Consider the following 15,942-nt stretch of genomic DNA (forward strand, 5'->3'; position numbering starts at 1 on the left):
CAAATGCTCCCGACTATTACTTTCCAGTACAAATAACTGTTAATATGTTAGATAATCAAGTATATTAGGTTGAGTTTTGGATTTAAAAAGAAAAGGAGAATTGTGATGAAAAGTACAGAGGTAATCGTAGAGGATTCTCTTTCTATAAAAAGCATCTTTTCTTGGAGTAATTTTAAAGCTATCGTCAAAGACGGCATCGTGAAGTCTAACCTTCTCGGGATGTTTGCCGGCCTTTCTGTAGCATTGTCTGTATATAATGTCAGCTTCGTGGATAATATTCTGGTCGTCATTCTTGCTCTGCTTGGCACAGCAGCTGTTGTAGGCGGTGCCGGTGCGATCAATAACTATTACGACCGCGATATCGATTCTCTTATGAAACGCACGATGGAGAGACCGACCGTTACGGGGTCCATTCATCCCAAGTTCGCTTTATGGCTTGGCACCGCTCTTTCAATAAGCGGAATTGTGTTCTTGTTTATCATTTCACCGTTAACAGCTTTTATTGGAGCTCTTGGCTTATTTTTATACCTTGTCCCTTATACTATGTGGACAAAAAGAAAAACAATCTATAACACTGAGGTAGGAAGCTTATCCGGCGCCATTGCCCCGCTGATCGGCTGGGCAGCCATTTCGCCTGACATGTTCCACCCTGCAGCAATCGGACTATTTGTATTAATGTTTTTATGGCAGCCTCCGCATTTCTATGCGATTGCCATCAGACGTTTAGAAGATTACAAGAATGCAAGTGTGCCAATGCTTCCTGTTGTCAAAGGAACACCGCGCGCTAAAATTCAAACAATCGTTTATTTAATTCTGCTGCTTGCATCATCATTCCTGTTCCTATCGTTCAGCAAAGTCGTCGCTTTCTCAATGTTCGCACTGACGCTTGCATGGATGCTTGCCGGAATCATCAGCTTTAAAAAGATGGATGATTACAAGTGGGCAACAATGATGTTCATTTTCTCACTGAATCATTTGACGATTATTTTTACGATGCTAATTATTGTTTCTTTCCTATAAAAAAGTCAGCCCTTCGGCTGACTTTTTTCTATTCCGTCATGACGCCCCATCCATCTGCATAGCCGCCAAGAGGCTTGGTGATGGCATCAAGCTTCTTTTGCATGGCCGTAATCTCGTTATGCTTTAAATGCATCTTAACAGAGCCAAAGCATGTCCATTCTTCCACATCATCGTCATACTCCATCATAAATTTGTAGCCTTTATCAGCTAATGCTTTCAAGATGGCTTCTCCGTTCTTCTGATCCGGAACCGCCACATAAAAATCAACCATATGGGGCTTTTTAAAATTAACGCCCTCTTTATACAGCATATTCAGTACTTTTCCATCTTCATCCTTTGGAAAATTCATATGAATCCCTCCATTCATTAAAAAAAGTGCATCTTCATTATCTTATAACAATCAAAAATTGCAATCCCCATCTAAAGTCTGAGAAAACTTCATTCCAATGATGAATTTCTTCCCGTAATCTTTTCCATATAATGAAAGTAACAAAAGGAGGCGGAGACGATGGATACAAACAACTTTTACGTTTTAGAGGAACTTAGAAAATTGGAGCAGGAGAACCTTCTTAAAAGAATGCAGTATAACGAAACATATCATTTATATTCTGAGGTACCAAGAAAGAAAGTATGCGCGGACTTTATCTTGTTTAAAATTTGCATTTAACGGAGTAACAGCCAGATTTTAAATCTGGCTGTTTTCCAATTCAAATAACCGCTCAATTTTTATAAAATTCTCATCTAAATTCGAGCTGTCGTCCACATGTAAAACCTTAAATCCCAAGCGCTTCGCTTCTTCATTCACAAGCTTTGTAAATAAGGCATCTCTCTTCATCCAATTGTTAAAAGCAATCTCCGGGTCCTCAGTATCTTTCAGTACACCTTTAATCCAATCACGCTTCTGATAATACTTTCTTTGAAAAGGCTCTGTTGGGATCAGCCAGATGGCTTTATGATTTTCTTTTATATAGGGCGCTGCGAGTGAAGGCATTAACTGATTTCCTTCGACGATAACAGGCTTGTTGATCTTTTGGAGGTCTTGTAAAACAAATGAGAAATCTTCCTGAAAGGATTGAATGTAGACCCTTAATTGATCATCAAGGCCTCTTGAGTAAAAGGCTTCATTTGGATTCATCTCTGCAACTTTTTTCATAGCCGGGTGCTTTTCAGGCGAGATGAATTGTACATGCTTATAAAAGTGATCATCACATGAGTACAGTTGAAGACTATGTTTTTCAGCAAGCATTTTTGCAAGTGTACTTTTGCCGGAACAAGAAGAACCGCCAATCCAGTATATCATCCAGGTTCCCTCCTCACTTTAAAAACGGCGACCCTCTCTCAGCAATCGCCGTCCCTCTTTATTTTTTATGGTTATCCGCGTAAACAGCCATCGCATCTCTCATGTATGCAGCTAACCCTTCACCGAACTTATCAATGTTTTTCGTAAACCGTTCATCATCCACATACATTTGTCCGAGTCCTTTAAAAGCATCAAGGGAATAATCGCCAAACTCGTTCAGCAGCACATACCATTCTCCGATTGCAGCCTGCGACTCTTCTGAAGAAGGTGATTCATGACGCAGATCTGCAAGCTTTCTATAAAGATTGTTAAAGTTCTCCTGCATCTCTTTTGTCATGCCGGCTGCTTTTGCGCTTGCTTTATCAACCGCCTCGTCTCCCCAGCGTTCACGCGCTTCCTGTTCATAAGGATTTTGACTGAAGTCAAAGCCTTCAAATTTTTCTTTTTGTGACATCTCAATTTCTCCTTTCGCATGTTTGATTGTTTTCTCAACCGTTGCAATCATCTGATCCAGCCGGTTCCGCTTCTCAAGCAGCATTTTTCTGTGCAGCCTGAGCGCTTCTTCCCGGTCAAATGAAGGACTGCTGATAATTTCTTTTATTTTCTTTAAAGGGAAACCAAGCTCTTTAAAAAATAAGATCTGCTGCAGCGTTTCGAGATTTTCGCTGGAATAAAGCCGGTATCCAGAGGCGGTCATCTCATCTGGCGTCAACAATCCGATTTCATCATAATGATGCAGTGTGCGCACACTAATTCCAACTAAATCCGCGACTTCTTTTACTTTCATAAGCTGTCAGCCTCCCCTCACTATTCATTTTAAGGTGTGACGTAACGTTAGAGTCAATATGTTTTTATTTTTCCAAAAGGCTGTTTTCGCATAGATTGTTGTTTTCGATTATAAATGTTGTCTGTTCCTTGCAGCGAGAGGAACTTGCTTTCCGCGGGGAGCATGGAAGCCTCCTCGGCGTTGCCTGTGGGGTCTCCCATTTTGCTCTATTTCCCGCAGGAGTCAAGTTCCTTCCGCTGCAATCAAACTTACGGTTTTCAACCTTTAGTTTAGTCTAATAACAACAATATTTACTAAAAGAGCCTTCCAAAAAAAAAGACTTTAGCATCATGCTAAAGTCTAGTTGGTCAGACTGCTTCTGTCCCCCACTTCTTCTCATCCTGCACAAACAGAATGCCAAGCTCGTGGTGTTCGCCTTTGTAAATGGCTCCCTGGACATAGCGGATCTCTCCGTTTAAGCCGATGACTTCCATTTTGCAGAAAGCACCGTTAATTTGCAGGGCCTGGTAAAACTCATCGACCGTCTTGACCGAGGCTCCATTTGTTTTCATAATGATTTCGCCAACTTCAAGCTCAAGCTTAACGGCAGGTGAGTGCGGCAAAATGCCGAGCACCATCAGGCCATGATCCCGCTTTGAGAAATAGAAAGCTGCCGAGTTATCATTCATCCGCTGCCTGACGGTCAAAAATTCCCTGCCGATGATGGCAAGCAGTGCTGCTGCGAATGCAAGCGGCATAAACCAGACACTTACGACAGCAACGGCAGAAATGATCAATCCAAGCCAAATGACGCGCTTAGACGTCACCATAATACTTTCTTTAGGCAATGAACCCTGAACTCTTTGATGAAACCCAATGATGTAAGGAATGAAGACAAAAAGAAATGGCTCGTCTCCAATGGTAATCACAGGCCACCAAGACAGGCTTTCCGTTAATGAGCCACCTGGAATGAGCAAAAACAGCGGCAGCAGCCATGTGCGGTTTGCGACATGATTTCCGATCGGAAGTCCCCTGCTGCTTTTTAATAAAAACGGTGAAGTCTTTAGATGAGCTGTCCGGTAAGCAAGAACACCTTCCGCGATCATAAGCAGTCCCATTACTATTGCAAGTATGGAAAAGCTTGTCTCATTTAAATCAGGTAAAAAAGTGACGGCATCTGCCTGCATAAAGAGAAAAACAGCCAAGATGGTCAGTCCCATCGTATAAGCAGGCGAAAGAAAGCGCAGCTGAAAAGTAAGTGACAAAATAACGGTCACGGCTGCCAGCAGAATAATGGAACCTAGCGGAATCATCATGCCAAGTCCAAATGTAACGGCAGACAAAAGAAGACCAGCCATCAGCCCTTTAGAATATGTAAACCGCACTTCTTCATAGATATCTTGTATTCTTGTATGGAAGGATTTACGCTCCCGCTTAATGCGAATAAACCCAAGCACAAGTGAATAAATAAGGAAAAAATAAACGAGAGGATGAATAAAAAACCTTCCCATTGCCAAAAGAAATTCCAGCAACCAGTTTTCGAGCAAACTTCATACACCACCTTGATTGCTTTCGTCTGTTTAAGTAAACGATTAATGCTATTTTATCAGAAATAGAATAGGATGAATATCATATTCTGACCGAGTTTACTTTAATTTGCTCCAAAGATGCAAATTCGAAAGTGAAAAATCAAGGAGTGAATCATCTACTTTAAAATCCAGCACTTCTTCAATCAGCTGCATAGACCGTTTTATATCCGTGAGGTTTAACGAAAGACGCTTGTAGTTCTCCGTTAAATAGTGAAAGTATTCTTGAATGCAAACTTTATCGATTTCCTGCAGTCTCTTAACATCTGTGTAGTTTGCCAAGTACATGCAGAACAGCTGAACCCATTTGCTGACCTTCGCATGTGAGGAATTTGCAGTTTGTAGTCTTTCTTTAAATTCTTCTGTCAACTGTCGATAAGTTTGTTCTCTCATCACACTTGCCCTTTTTTTCAATTGATCTCCCCATCTTTCTGTGTTTAGAGTGTGTTGTAGAACAGTACTTCCATCGTAAAACTATTATCCTGATTAATCAACTAGCTAAAGTTTCATTTTTATGTGCGCGAAAAGTCTGTACTATTTATAAAAATACGGAAATTCCTTCTGATTTTCGTCGTTTTTTACACAAAAAAATTGAAAATCGCCCTAAATGTAGTTATTTTGTTAGTAAATTCCATAAAAATAGAGCCAGCTCACTAGTTTGCAAGCTGGCCCTGTTTTTATTTAGATAATGTTTCAATCGCTTTTTCAAGCTGAAGATCATGCTTCCCATCCAAACGCTGCTCAGAAACCTTTTGATTAATGGTTTCTGCTGTTTGAACATCAATATTTCCTGTAGCTGCAAGCTTGTTTTTCTTTTGGAAATCCTTGACGGCTTCAGCCATTTTCTTGCCAAAATATCCATCTTCTCTGCCTGGATCATAGCCCAATCCTTTTAAAAGAATTTGCGCTGTTTTTATTTGCTCATCATTCATATCGACTGCGAGCGGTTTTTCCAGCTGAATCGGCGGGGTTGTCAGATGTTTAGGCTGTGAAACCCTGATGGTTGGTTCAACCCCTTTTTTATGAATCCAATTGCCTTCTGGTGTGAGCCATTTGTAAAGAGTCAGCTTGATGTTGCTGCCATCACCCATAGGAACAGCCTGCTGAACAGTGCCTTTTCCAAAAGAGGTCTCACCAATAATCTCATACTGTCCGGCTTCCTTTAAAGCTCCTGCAAGAATTTCAGAAGCAGATGCACTTCCTTTATCAATCAGGACCGTAACCGGATAGTCTTTTTTCTCAGTTAAGCTTGAGAAATAGCGTTTTTTATCACCATTGCGCTCTTCAATTTGAATATAAGGCTGTTCCTTTGTCACAAATTGCTTCAGAATTTCTTCAACACTTTGTAAATATCCGCCCGGATTTCCGCGAACATCAAGGACTAGTCCTTTCATGTTTTTTTGTTCGAGCTTTGCTAATTCCTCGGTGAAATCTTTAGCCGTATCCTCTGAGAAAGAGGTAATTTCAATATAGCCGTATTTAGATTTCCCTTTCGTTTTAACAGAGCTGAAAACTGTTTCAATTGGAATTTCGTCACGTGTCACATCAAAGTTCAGTTTTTCTTTTGAACCAGTCCGCAGCACTTCAATTTTAACCTTCGTCCCTTTTTTACCGCGAATTTTCAAAACCGTATCGTTCAAGTCGCTGCCTACTACAGACTCACCATCAATGGCAATGACCTGATCGTTCGGCTGCAGACCTGCTTTTTCTGCAGGTGAATTTTTAAATGGGGAGACGATAATGATTTTCCCGCCATCCATTCCCACTTCAGCTCCGATGCCTTCAAAAGAAGAATCCAGACTGTCAGAGAATTGCTTGGCCGTTTCTTTATCCATGTAAACAGAATATGGATCATCCAGAGTCGACAGCATACCTTGAATTGCACCTTCAAGCAGCTCCTCCTCATCGACTTCTTCCACATATTTGCTCGAGATTAAGTCATAGGCCTGTTTCACTTTTTCAAGCCCTTCAACTTCCTGATCCCGATCTTGCTTTAACACATCAGTCACAGCAGGAACGGCAAGCTCTTCTGCTTTTGTCTCCTGCTGATCATGCTCCATAAACTGCTGACCTGCGTACATGCCGCCCGCACCCAGCGCCACTGAGAGAATCATCATAAGAGCTGTGACTTTTTGCTTCATCTTGTTCCTCCTTCTAAAAAGAAAAATATGTACGGTCTTTTGAATAAACTCGTATCTCTAGTATATGTGAAAAAAGGATAAATCATGTAGGACAAGATGATTTCTGTGAAAAATCCGGGACATGAAAAAAAAATCCTATTGCTTAGTTTCATAAGTGGTTCTTGGTATTTCGCATTGATAGATGTTTTTGGTTATCAATGGTACCTGTTTCTTTTCGCTCCAGTCACTTGCTTTCCTCGGTCCGGCTAGGATTAAAGATAGTAGTAAAAGTGGCCCCATCTCTATACGTGACAAAATAAAAAAACTCCTAAAACACAATGTTTTAGGAGTTTGATTACTATTGTAAGAACTGCATTGGGTTAACTGGGTTTTTCCAGGCACCATCGTGAATTTCGAAGTGAAGATGCTTGCCTGTAGAACGGCCTGTGTTACCCATGAATCCAAGCTGCTGACCTTTGCTTACAGATTGTCCGCTGCTTACATGGCGTGCATCTAGATGAGCATATAACGTTGTATATACTTTGCCGTCAATATTATGCGAAACGAACACTACATTACCATAGCTGCTTGAGTAGTAAGAACGGATAACTGTTCCTGCTGCTGATGCTACAACCGGTACATTGCTTGCTCTGTTTGCAATATCAATACCAGCGTGCAATTTGCCCCAGCGATGACCATAGCCTGATGTGAATGTACCTTGTGCAGGCCACATGAACTTGCCTCCAGTTACTGCCGGTGCTGGTGCTGGTTCCGGTGCTGGTGCTGGTGCTGGTGATTCGTTAGATGAACTGTTAGAAGAAGATGCTGCCGGCTTTTTAGCCGCTGCTTTTGCTGCTGCTGCTTTCGCTGCCGCCGCTGCTTCAGCTTCCTGCTTTGCTCTTAAAGCAGCTTCTGCCGCTTCGCGTTTACGCTGTTCTTCTAATTGTTTTTGACGTTCCATTTCTTTTTGGATCGCTGCTTCCTGCTCTTTCAAGAATGCTGCTTCGTCTTCTAATTCATAGATAGCAGCTTCTGTTTCTTGATGCTGGGCTTGTACTTGCTTAACTAACGCAGCTTTTTCCGCAGCTTGCTCTTTTAGCTGCTGTTTTAATGCCTCTAATTCAGTTAAAGCTGTTTCAAGCTTCTGAAGCTGGCTACTTAGTTCTGCTTCACTTTGCTCTAGAAGTTTTTTGTCTTCCTCGTGGGCTTTGATAATTTCTTTATCTGCATCAACAATCGTTGTTACTGCACTTACGCGTGTAACAAGATCACCGAAATCCTGAGCACCTAGTAGCACATCTAAATAGCTTACTACGCCGCCGCTCTCCTGAAGAGAACGTACACGGTCCTCTAGAAGTAGATTGCGTTTTTTAATACGCTCTTTAACTTCTTCAATTTGAACCTTTAATTCTTCGATTTTTTGTTTTGCTGCTTCGATTTCAGCTTGACGCTCACGGATCTTCTCATTTGTATCAGCCGTTTGCTTATCAAGTCTTTCAATTTCGTTATTCAAGCTTTTCTCTTTTTGTTCAAGCTCTGATAACTGACCTTGTTTTTCTTGGATGTTTGAATCAATGCCGGAACGCTCATTTTGAATATCTGCTTTTTTCTTTTCAAGATCAGCGTTTGCATAAGCTTTTTCTTGGGTAATTGGAATAATAATAGAGCTTGTCCCTATTAAAGCAGCCAACCCAAGCGATAAGATTTTCTTTCTCACTCTCTAGTTCCTCCCTTTATCTATCATCCTCTGAACGAGGAAACCAGCAATCTATCAGATTGCCAGTTTATACTCTTAAGAACTTGCGGACAGACATTAAGCTTCCCCATACTCCGATTAATGCGCCTATTAAGATCAGAATAGCTGATACTTGGAAGACGAATGGACTAAACGGAAGTAATTGAACAAATGAACCTGCAACTTTCGGTTCAACCCATGTAAATAAATAGTTGTACGTGGCCATTACGAGTACAATCGGAATGATCGAGCCCATAATTCCAAGCATTAATCCTTCTAAGAAGAAAGGCCAGCGGATAAACCAGTTTGTTGCGCCTACTAGTTTCATAATCTCTATTTCATGCCTTCTGGCAAAAATCGTAATTTTAATCGTATTTGAGATAAGGAACATGGCCGTAAAGACTAATCCAATAATCAATGCGATGCCGATGTTTCTTGAGATTTCAACAAAATTGAACAGTTTTTCTACTTCTTCCTTGCCGTACAGAACTTTATACGCTCCATTAAATCCCTCAATCTTCTTCGCGATTTGAGGTGTTTCTCGCGGATCTTTCGTTTTGATGACGATCACATCATTCAATGGATTGTTCTGTTCAAAAAGCTGATACGATTTCCCCTGTTCTCCCATGCTGCTGATCAGGTTATCAAGCTCTTTTTCTTTCGGAGAAAGTTTGACAGATGCGATGCCACTCAGGTTATCTACCTTGTTCCTGAGCTCTTTTTGTTCCTCCGGCGTGCTTGTCACATCAACCAGCACCCGTATTTCAACGTCCTCTTCAACTTTAGAAGCAAAGTTGTTTAAGTTCATCATAATAACCAGGAACGTTCCAACAAGGATTAAAGTGACAGTTACGGCACTGACTGACGCAAATGTCATCCAAGCATTACGGCTTAAGCTTTTTAACGTTTCTTTGAAGTGACGCCCAAGGGTTCTAATCATAAATCCCATACTCCCCTCTAGCCTCGTCACGCACAATCTTTCCATCTTCGATCGCGATGACTCGTTTTTTCATGGTGTTTACTATCTCACGGTTGTGTGTCGCCATCACAACAGTCGTTCCTCGATTGTTGATTTCCTCGAAGATGCTCATGATCTCCCAGGACGTATCAGGGTCAAGGTTTCCTGTCGGCTCATCTGCAATGACAACCCCAGGATTGTTAATAATTGACCGTGCAATCGATACGCGCTGCTGTTCTCCTCCTGATAACTCATTAGGGAAAAATCTAGCCTTATGCTTGAGCTGAACAAGATCTAAAACGTCCAGCACTTTCTTTTTGATAATTCTAGGATTCTCTCCAATAACTTCAAGAGCAAATGCAATGTTCTCAAAAACTGTTAACTTAGGCAAAAGTTTAAAGTCCTGGAAAACAACGCCGATGCTTCTTCTTAAATAAGGAACTTTCTTTTCCCGCAATTTAGCAAGATTAATTCCATTGATCACGATTTTGCCGTCTGTTGGTCTTTCTTCACGGTACATCATTTTAATAAATGTTGATTTACCAGCACCGCTCGGACCGACAACATAAACAAATTCGCCCTGATCTATTTTTACATTTATTCCATTAATGGCGAGTACGCCATTTGAATACGTTTTAAAAACGTCTGTCATTTCGATCATATTTTTATCACCCAAAGCTGTTTATTTTGTAGATTACGTGGTGTCCGCTGGTTTGTGTTTATTAGAGAGTCTCGGAATATGTATCCAATATTTTCATATATTAATAAGATTACCCACAAAAAATATTATAACATCAAAGTTCGGCAAAAATAGACTTAAAAATATTACAGTTTCATTTCAACGTCGTAAATTGTAGAATTTTATCGTTTTACAATCATTTATGGTTCCAATGTTAGAGCCATTGGCAGCGCTTTAATGTAAATATTAGAACTTTCTGACTAAAAAGACAATCTTTTTTTAGGGATTTTTTAATGGAAAATATTTCTGAGTGTCGAAAGGTTTTACTTGCGGATTGGATGAAATTAGGTTAAAAAGGAGAGAAAAAACAGGAAAACCAGCCATATTATTCTGGCTGGCCATTATATGCAAATTACTTTTTCTGAGCCAGCCATTCTGCTACGACAGCTGCGTCTGTTTCATTAATAAGTCCAGCAGGCATTCCGCCCTGACCTTTATTAATAATGCTTTCAATTTTTTCTTGATCATATTTAGCGCCTACTTTTTCAAGGCTTGGTGCTGCGCCGCCGCCTTCAAGGTTTTGCCCATGACAGCTGATGCAGTTTTGCTGTACGATTTCTTCAGCTTTTGCCGAATCGTTTGACCCTGTATCGTCCTTCGGCTCTTCTCCGGCATTATCTCCGCCACCGCATGCTGCGAGCGCAAGTGATGTTCCAAATAATAGTGCGAATAGTTTTGTTTTCATTGCCAAAATCCTCCTCAAATAAGGATATAAAATACATTTCTATTATATCCTATCTACGCCCTCTTGAAACCTTCACCGAGCACATCAGAAGCATCCATAACGACGACAAACGCTGACGTATCAATGCTTTTTACGAGTTGTTTCAATTTGGTGAATTCTGTTTGATCGACGACACACATCAAAATCGGCCGTTCATTATCCGTGTAGCCCCCAAAAGCAGACAGTTTGGTCACTCCCCTGTCAATTTCACTTAGAATCGCCTTTCTGACTTCTTCTTCCTGATTCGTAATGATCATTGTCATCTTAGAACGCCCAAGTCCAACTTGAACGATATCGATCGTTTTGCTGGTAACATAAAGAGCTACAAGTGCATAAAGACCGAGTTCAATATCAAAAACAACCGCTGCTGTCAGCACAATCAGACCATCTATTAAAGCTACACATGTTCCGAGAGAGAGCCCTGTGAACTTATGAATGATCTGTGCCGCAAGGTCTGTCCCTCCTGTTGAGGCTTTCCCTCTAAAAACAAGACCGAGACCGAGGCCAACCCCAATTCCCCCAAAAATCGCTCCAAGCAGAGGATCTGTGGTCGCAGGAGCCATATCTTTCGTTAAAAAGACGACAAATGGCAGGAAAATGGTTCCTATCAGTGTTTTTAAACCAAATTGCTTGCCAAGGAGCAGAACTCCTGCAATAAATAAAGGAATGTTGAAAGCCCACTGAACATACGCAGGTTCAAATCCAAATAATGAATCGGTAATTGTACTGATGCCGCTCACTCCGCCGGATGCTATGCGGTTAGGCAGGAGAAACAAATTAAAGGCAATGGCAACGATTCCAGAACCAAGTAAAATAAATAAATAAGAAGTAATTTTTTCTAAAACAGGATTGTATGTACGAGTGCGTTTACGCTGAAACATCTTGTATCCTCCATCTATGAAAACACTTGTTTTTTGACATAACCTTACAGAGTATAGCACCCGGCTGATCAAGCTGTAAATAACAGTGGAATAACGTGCTAAAGAGGTAAAGGGCTGGGATTAGTTTTTGCTATAGTTGATGGATTTAGCCATATTTGGTTGTAGGAACTTTATTTTTGTGAAAAACACCTGCTCTATATTGTGCTTACTATCCCAAATAGAGAAATACTGTCCAAAATGCCCCATTTACTTGCCTGAATCAATAAAATACTTGCGTTTGTATAAGATTTTCTTTCTTTTTTTCATTTTCCCACTAAAAAAGCAGCCGCCCAAAGGACAGCTGCTTCATTTCTTTATGAAAGTTTAGAACGCAAGTATGCATCAATGAATGGATCTAAGTCGCCGTCCATGACACCTTGAACGTTTCCGCTCTCCGTACTTGTACGGTGATCTTTTACAAGAGAGTATGGGTGGAAAACGTAAGAACGAATTTGGGATCCCCAGCCGATCTCTTTTTGTTCTCCGCGGATTTCGTCAAGCTCTGCCTGCTGCTCGTCAAGCTTCAGCTGATAAAGCTTTGCTTGAAGCATTTTCATGGCTCTCTCACGGTTTTTAATCTGTGAGCGCTCAGTTTGGCAAGTCACAACCGTATTGGTTGGAACATGTGTGATACGGACGGCTGAGTCAGTTGTATTGATATGCTGACCGCCGGCACCGCTCGCACGGTACGTATCAATTTTCAGGTCCTCTGTGCGGATATCAATGTCGATTTCATCATTGAATTCAGGCATCACTTCGCAAGATACAAACGATGTATGGCGACGGCCTGATGCATCAAATGGTGAAATACGGACAAGACGGTGAACACCTTTTTCCGCTTTCAAGTAACCGTATGCGTTATGACCTTTGAAAAGAAGCGTGACACTCTTAATGCCGGCTTCGTCACCAGGCAGATAATCAAGTGTTTCAACCTTGAAGCCTTTCTTTTCGCCCCAGCGAGTATACATGCGGAGCAGCATGGAACCCCAGTCCTGGGACTCCGTGCCGCCAGCACCTGGATGAAGCTCAAGAATCGCATTGTTTTTATCATGAGGCTCGCTTAATAGGAGCTGAAGCTCAAATTCGCTCATAGCTGTTGTCAGCTCTGTTACTTCACTTTCAAGCTCAGCGTGAAGTTCAGCATCAAACTCCTCTTTTAAAAGCTCATGAGTCATTTCGAGATTTTCATGTGTTTCGTTCATTTCATTGAATTGATTGACCGCTTCTTTTAAAGCATTGCTTTCATTAATAACTGCCTGTGCTTCACTTTGACTGTCCCAGAAATTCGGATGGGACATCATTTCATCTAGCTCATCAATGCGAGCCTGTTTATGATCGAGGTCAAAGAGACCCCCTAAAAGCCGCTAATTTCTTAGCCATTTTTTCAAGTTCGTTCCGGATATCTGCAAGTTCCATAATAATTCTCCTCTAAAATGGGGTAAAGAGAGGTGCTTAACACCTCTCTTTCCTGATTTACTTACCGCAGCAGTTTTTGTATTTTTTGCCGCTTCCGCATACACATGCTTCATTTCGGCCAATTTCCATCTGCTTTTTCACAGGTTTTTTCTTAGGCGCCTCGTCTCCCTCTTTCGGGTGAACGGCCTCCTGTGGTTTTGCAACTTCCTCACGCTCTAGGTTGTTGCGGATTTCTGCTTTCATGATATATTTTGCAGCATCTTCTTCAATCGATGCAATCATGTTTTCAAACATTGCAAAGCCTTCCATTTGATACTCGCGAAGCGGATCTGTCTGACCATATGCGCGAAGGTGAATACCTTGACGCAATTGATCCATCGCATCAATATGATCCATCCATTTCGTATCAACCGCACGAAGCAGAATAACCTTTTCGAATTCGCGCATCTGCTCTTCGCCGAACGCTTCTTCTTTTTGGCTGTAGCGTGCTTTTGTTTTCTCAAGCACTAGCTCAGTGATTTCTTCAGATTCTTTTCCTTTGAAATCATTCACTGTAAAGATGCCTTCTTCAAGAAGATTGGCATTCAGATAATCAAGCAGTCCTTCAAGATTCCATTCCTCAGGAAGCTCGTCCTTAGGAGTGTACATGGCAACAACGCGCTCAACTGTTGATGTAACCATACCTTCAACAATGCTGCGAAGGTTTTCTGAATCAATAACATCAAAGCGCTGCTTGTAAATGACTTCACGCTGCTGACGAAGAACATCGTCATATTGCAGAAGCTGTTTACGCGCATCAAAGTTATTGCCCTCAACACGTTTTTGTGCAGACTCAACCGCACGGGTAACAATTTTACTTTGAATCGGCTGTGAATCATCCATGCCGAGACGATCCATCATCGCCATCATATTCTCAGAACCGAAGCGTCTCATCAATTCATCTTCCATTGAAAGGTAGAATTGAGTCACACCAGGGTCTCCCTGACGGCCAGAACGTCCGCGGAGCTGGTTATCAATACGGCGGGATTCATGACGCTCCGTACCGATAACAGCTAAACCGCCAAGCTCTCTTACACCAGGTCCAAGTTTGATATCTGTACCGCGTCCTGCCATGTTTGTTGCGATTGTAACAGAGCCTTGGTGACCGGCATTCTCGATAATTTCAGCTTCGCGTTCATGGTTCTTCGCATTAAGAACATTATGAGGAACACCTTTTTTCTTCAAAAGCTTAGAAATAAGCTCTGACGTTTCAACAGCGACTGTACCAACCAATACTGGCTGCCCTGCAAAATAACGAGTCGTTACATCATCCACAACCGCTTTAAACTTGCCTTCCATTGAACGGTAAACAAGATCGGCGCGGTCATCACGGACAACATCACGGTTTGTAGGAATCGCAACAACCTGCATGTTGTAAATGTTGCGGAATTCCTCTTCTTCCGTTTTCGCAGTACCCGTCATACCGGAAAGCTTCTCGTACATGCGGAAGTAGTTCTGGAACGTAATCGTCGCAAGCGTCATGCTCTCATTTTGAATCTCTAAACCTTCTTTAGCTTCAATCGCCTGATGAAGACCATCACTGTAGCGGCGGCCTTTCATTAAACGTCCTGTAAACTGGTCAACGATGACAACATTTCCATCTTCAACTACGTAATCTACATCATTGTGCATCACAACATGCGCTCTTAATGCCATATTAATATGATGATTCAATGAAACATGTGTAAGATCAAAAAGATTTTCGATATGGAATGCTTTTTCAGCTTTGGACATACCGTCTTCTGTCAGCTGAACGCCTTTCGTTTTTTCATCAAACGTATAATCTTCATCACGTTTAAGAGAACGGACAAAACCGTTTGCCTGCACATAAAGCATGGTTGACTTTGCAGCAGAGCCGGAGATAATCAGCGGTGTACGCGCTTCGTCAATCAAGATGGAGTCAACTTCATCGATGACAGCATAATGAAGCGGACGCTGAACCATCTGCTCTTTGTAAAGCACCATGTTATCGCGCAAGTAATCAAAGCCTAATTCATTATTAGTAGAATACGTTACATCAGCCGCATAAGCTGCACGCTTTTCTTCTTTTGAAAGGCCGTTTGTATTTAAGCCTACTGTTAAACCAAGGAATTCATACAGCTTGCCCATTTCAACAGCATCACGGCTTGCTAAATATTCATTGACTGTTACAACATGAACGCCTTTTCCAGAAAGAGCATTCAAGTAAACAGGCATTGTGGAAGTTAACGTTTTACCTTCCCCTGTTTTCATCTCAGAAATATTCCCATCATGAAGGGCGATACCCCCCATTAGCTGAACAGGATAAGGATATAAGCCAAGAACACGCTTTGCAGCTTCACGTACGACTGCGAATGCTTCAGTCAGAAGGTCATCGACGCTCTCACCTTTTGCAATTCGGCCTTTGAACTCATGCGTTTTCGCTTTTAGATCTTCATCAGAAAGCTTTTCCATATCTGATGCAAGCGACTCTATTTGATTAGCCATTTTTTCATATTTATTTAATGCACGTTTGTTAAAATCAAACACCTTATTTAAGATTCCAAGCATTTTATACGCTCCTCTGTCTAATGAAGTGCCATACATGAACAGTATTCATGAGAACCCGCTAGAAATTTCAAAACTATTATCTATTTTACC

Annotated in this window: 15 protein-coding genes; 2 read left to right on the forward strand and 13 right to left on the reverse strand. The window is 41.5% G+C overall.

All coding sequences use genetic code 11. From position 1 onward, the window contains the following. Window positions 1-105: 105 nt before the first annotated feature. Window positions 106-1,020 carry a heme o synthase gene (gene cyoE, locus AC3ISE_RS20330; protein WP_154318545.1) on the forward strand — a complete coding sequence of 305 codons (915 nt, stop codon included), beginning with the start codon at window positions 106-108 and terminating at the stop codon, window positions 1,018-1,020. Between the two features lie 28 nt (window positions 1,021-1,048). Here the strand turns inward: cyoE and AC3ISE_RS20335 are convergent, their stop codons facing one another. Beyond that, entirely contained in the window at window positions 1,049-1,369 is a 321-nt protein-coding gene (locus AC3ISE_RS20335; RefSeq protein WP_133312692.1) for a ribonuclease E inhibitor RraB, read from the reverse strand. 159 nt (window positions 1,370-1,528) lie between these two features. Here AC3ISE_RS20335 and AC3ISE_RS20340 point away from each other — a divergent pair, with 159 nt between their 5' ends. Continuing rightward, window positions 1,529-1,687 carry a hypothetical protein gene (locus tag AC3ISE_RS20340; RefSeq protein ID WP_489222378.1) on the forward strand — a complete coding sequence of 53 codons (159 nt, stop codon included), beginning with the start codon at window positions 1,529-1,531 and terminating at the stop codon, window positions 1,685-1,687. An 18-nt stretch (window positions 1,688-1,705) separates the two neighbouring features. Here the strand turns inward: AC3ISE_RS20340 and AC3ISE_RS20345 are convergent, their stop codons facing one another. The 12 genes from AC3ISE_RS20345 to secA form a co-directional block, all read right to left on the reverse strand. Then, window positions 1,706-2,320 (reverse strand): hypothetical protein, encoded by a 615-nt coding sequence (locus AC3ISE_RS20345; RefSeq protein ID WP_489222379.1) that lies wholly within the window; start codon window positions 2,318-2,320, stop codon window positions 1,706-1,708. Window positions 2,321-2,378: 58 nt separating this feature from the next. Further along, window positions 2,379-3,107: a MerR family transcriptional regulator gene (locus AC3ISE_RS20350; protein ID WP_489222380.1), complete on the reverse strand. Its 729-nt coding sequence runs from the start codon at window positions 3,105-3,107 to the stop codon at window positions 2,379-2,381. A gap of 347 nt (window positions 3,108-3,454) precedes the next feature. After that, window positions 3,455-4,633: a cell division protein gene (locus tag AC3ISE_RS20355; protein ID WP_489222381.1), complete on the reverse strand. Its 1,179-nt coding sequence runs from the start codon at window positions 4,631-4,633 to the stop codon at window positions 3,455-3,457. A gap of 99 nt (window positions 4,634-4,732) precedes the next feature. Then, the gene (locus tag AC3ISE_RS20360; RefSeq protein ID WP_286166235.1) at window positions 4,733-5,086 is read right to left on the reverse strand and encodes a swarming motility protein SwrAA; all 354 of its coding nucleotides are present in this window, start codon (window positions 5,084-5,086) and stop codon (window positions 4,733-4,735) included. Between the two features lie 263 nt (window positions 5,087-5,349). Next, window positions 5,350-6,813, reverse strand: a complete 1,464-nt coding sequence (locus tag AC3ISE_RS20365; protein ID WP_489222382.1) for a S41 family peptidase — start codon at window positions 6,811-6,813, stop codon at window positions 5,350-5,352. Between the two features lie 337 nt (window positions 6,814-7,150). Then, window positions 7,151-8,509: a murein hydrolase activator EnvC family protein gene (locus AC3ISE_RS20370; protein WP_489222383.1), complete on the reverse strand. Its 1,359-nt coding sequence runs from the start codon at window positions 8,507-8,509 to the stop codon at window positions 7,151-7,153. A gap of 67 nt (window positions 8,510-8,576) precedes the next feature. Further along, window positions 8,577-9,467, reverse strand: coding sequence for a permease-like cell division protein FtsX (gene ftsX, locus AC3ISE_RS20375; RefSeq protein WP_489222384.1), 891 nt, complete (start codon window positions 9,465-9,467; stop codon window positions 8,577-8,579). Continuing rightward, complete coding sequence (gene ftsE / locus AC3ISE_RS20380; RefSeq protein ID WP_070878181.1) at window positions 9,460-10,146, reverse strand: cell division ATP-binding protein FtsE; 687 nt, start codon at window positions 10,144-10,146, stop codon at window positions 9,460-9,462. Before ftsE ends, ftsX begins: the two co-directional genes overlap by 8 nt. Window positions 10,147-10,576: 430 nt before the next feature. Beyond that, the gene (gene cccB, locus AC3ISE_RS20385) at window positions 10,577-10,909 is read right to left on the reverse strand and encodes a cytochrome c551 (RefSeq protein ID WP_489222385.1); all 333 of its coding nucleotides are present in this window, start codon (window positions 10,907-10,909) and stop codon (window positions 10,577-10,579) included. A 53-nt stretch (window positions 10,910-10,962) separates the two neighbouring features. After that, window positions 10,963-11,829 (reverse strand): YitT family protein, encoded by an 867-nt coding sequence (locus tag AC3ISE_RS20390; RefSeq protein WP_070878185.1) that lies wholly within the window; start codon window positions 11,827-11,829, stop codon window positions 10,963-10,965. A 353-nt stretch (window positions 11,830-12,182) separates the two neighbouring features. Further along, window positions 12,183-13,284 (reverse strand): peptide chain release factor 2 gene (prfB, locus tag AC3ISE_RS20395; RefSeq protein ID WP_475423742.1). Its coding sequence is split into 2 segments (ribosomal slippage): window positions 12,183-13,211 and window positions 13,213-13,284, totalling 1,101 coding nucleotides; the frame shifts between segments, so codons are not numbered across the junction. A 57-nt stretch (window positions 13,285-13,341) separates the two neighbouring features. Then, window positions 13,342-15,852, reverse strand: a complete 2,511-nt coding sequence (secA, locus tag AC3ISE_RS20400) for a preprotein translocase subunit SecA (protein ID WP_489222386.1) — start codon at window positions 15,850-15,852, stop codon at window positions 13,342-13,344. Window positions 15,853-15,942: the final 90 nt, after the last annotated feature.

Source organism: Metabacillus sp. KH_069, assembly GCF_057838075.1.

Coding starts and splice junctions, on each gene's coding strand:
- AC3ISE_RS20390 (WP_070878185.1), bottom strand. CDS start 11,829: ATGTTTCAGCGTAAACGCACTCGTACATACAATCCTGTTTTAGAAAAA.
- AC3ISE_RS20345 (WP_489222379.1), bottom strand. CDS start 2,320: ATGATATACTGGATTGGCGGTTCTTCTTGTTCCGGCAAAAGTACACTT.
- cyoE (WP_154318545.1), top strand. CDS start 106: ATGAAAAGTACAGAGGTAATCGTAGAGGATTCTCTTTCTATAAAAAGC.
- ftsX (WP_489222384.1), bottom strand. CDS start 9,467: ATGATTAGAACCCTTGGGCGTCACTTCAAAGAAACGTTAAAAAGCTTA.
- AC3ISE_RS20340 (WP_489222378.1), top strand. CDS start 1,529: ATGGATACAAACAACTTTTACGTTTTAGAGGAACTTAGAAAATTGGAG.
- AC3ISE_RS20350 (WP_489222380.1), bottom strand. CDS start 3,107: ATGAAAGTAAAAGAAGTCGCGGATTTAGTTGGAATTAGTGTGCGCACA.
- AC3ISE_RS20335 (WP_133312692.1), bottom strand. CDS start 1,369: ATGAATTTTCCAAAGGATGAAGATGGAAAAGTACTGAATATGCTGTAT.
- secA (WP_489222386.1), bottom strand. CDS start 15,852: ATGCTTGGAATCTTAAATAAGGTGTTTGATTTTAACAAACGTGCATTA.
- ftsE (WP_070878181.1), bottom strand. CDS start 10,146: ATGATCGAAATGACAGACGTTTTTAAAACGTATTCAAATGGCGTACTC.
- AC3ISE_RS20365 (WP_489222382.1), bottom strand. CDS start 6,813: ATGAAGCAAAAAGTCACAGCTCTTATGATGATTCTCTCAGTGGCGCTG.
- cccB (WP_489222385.1), bottom strand. CDS start 10,909: ATGAAAACAAAACTATTCGCACTATTATTTGGAACATCACTTGCGCTC.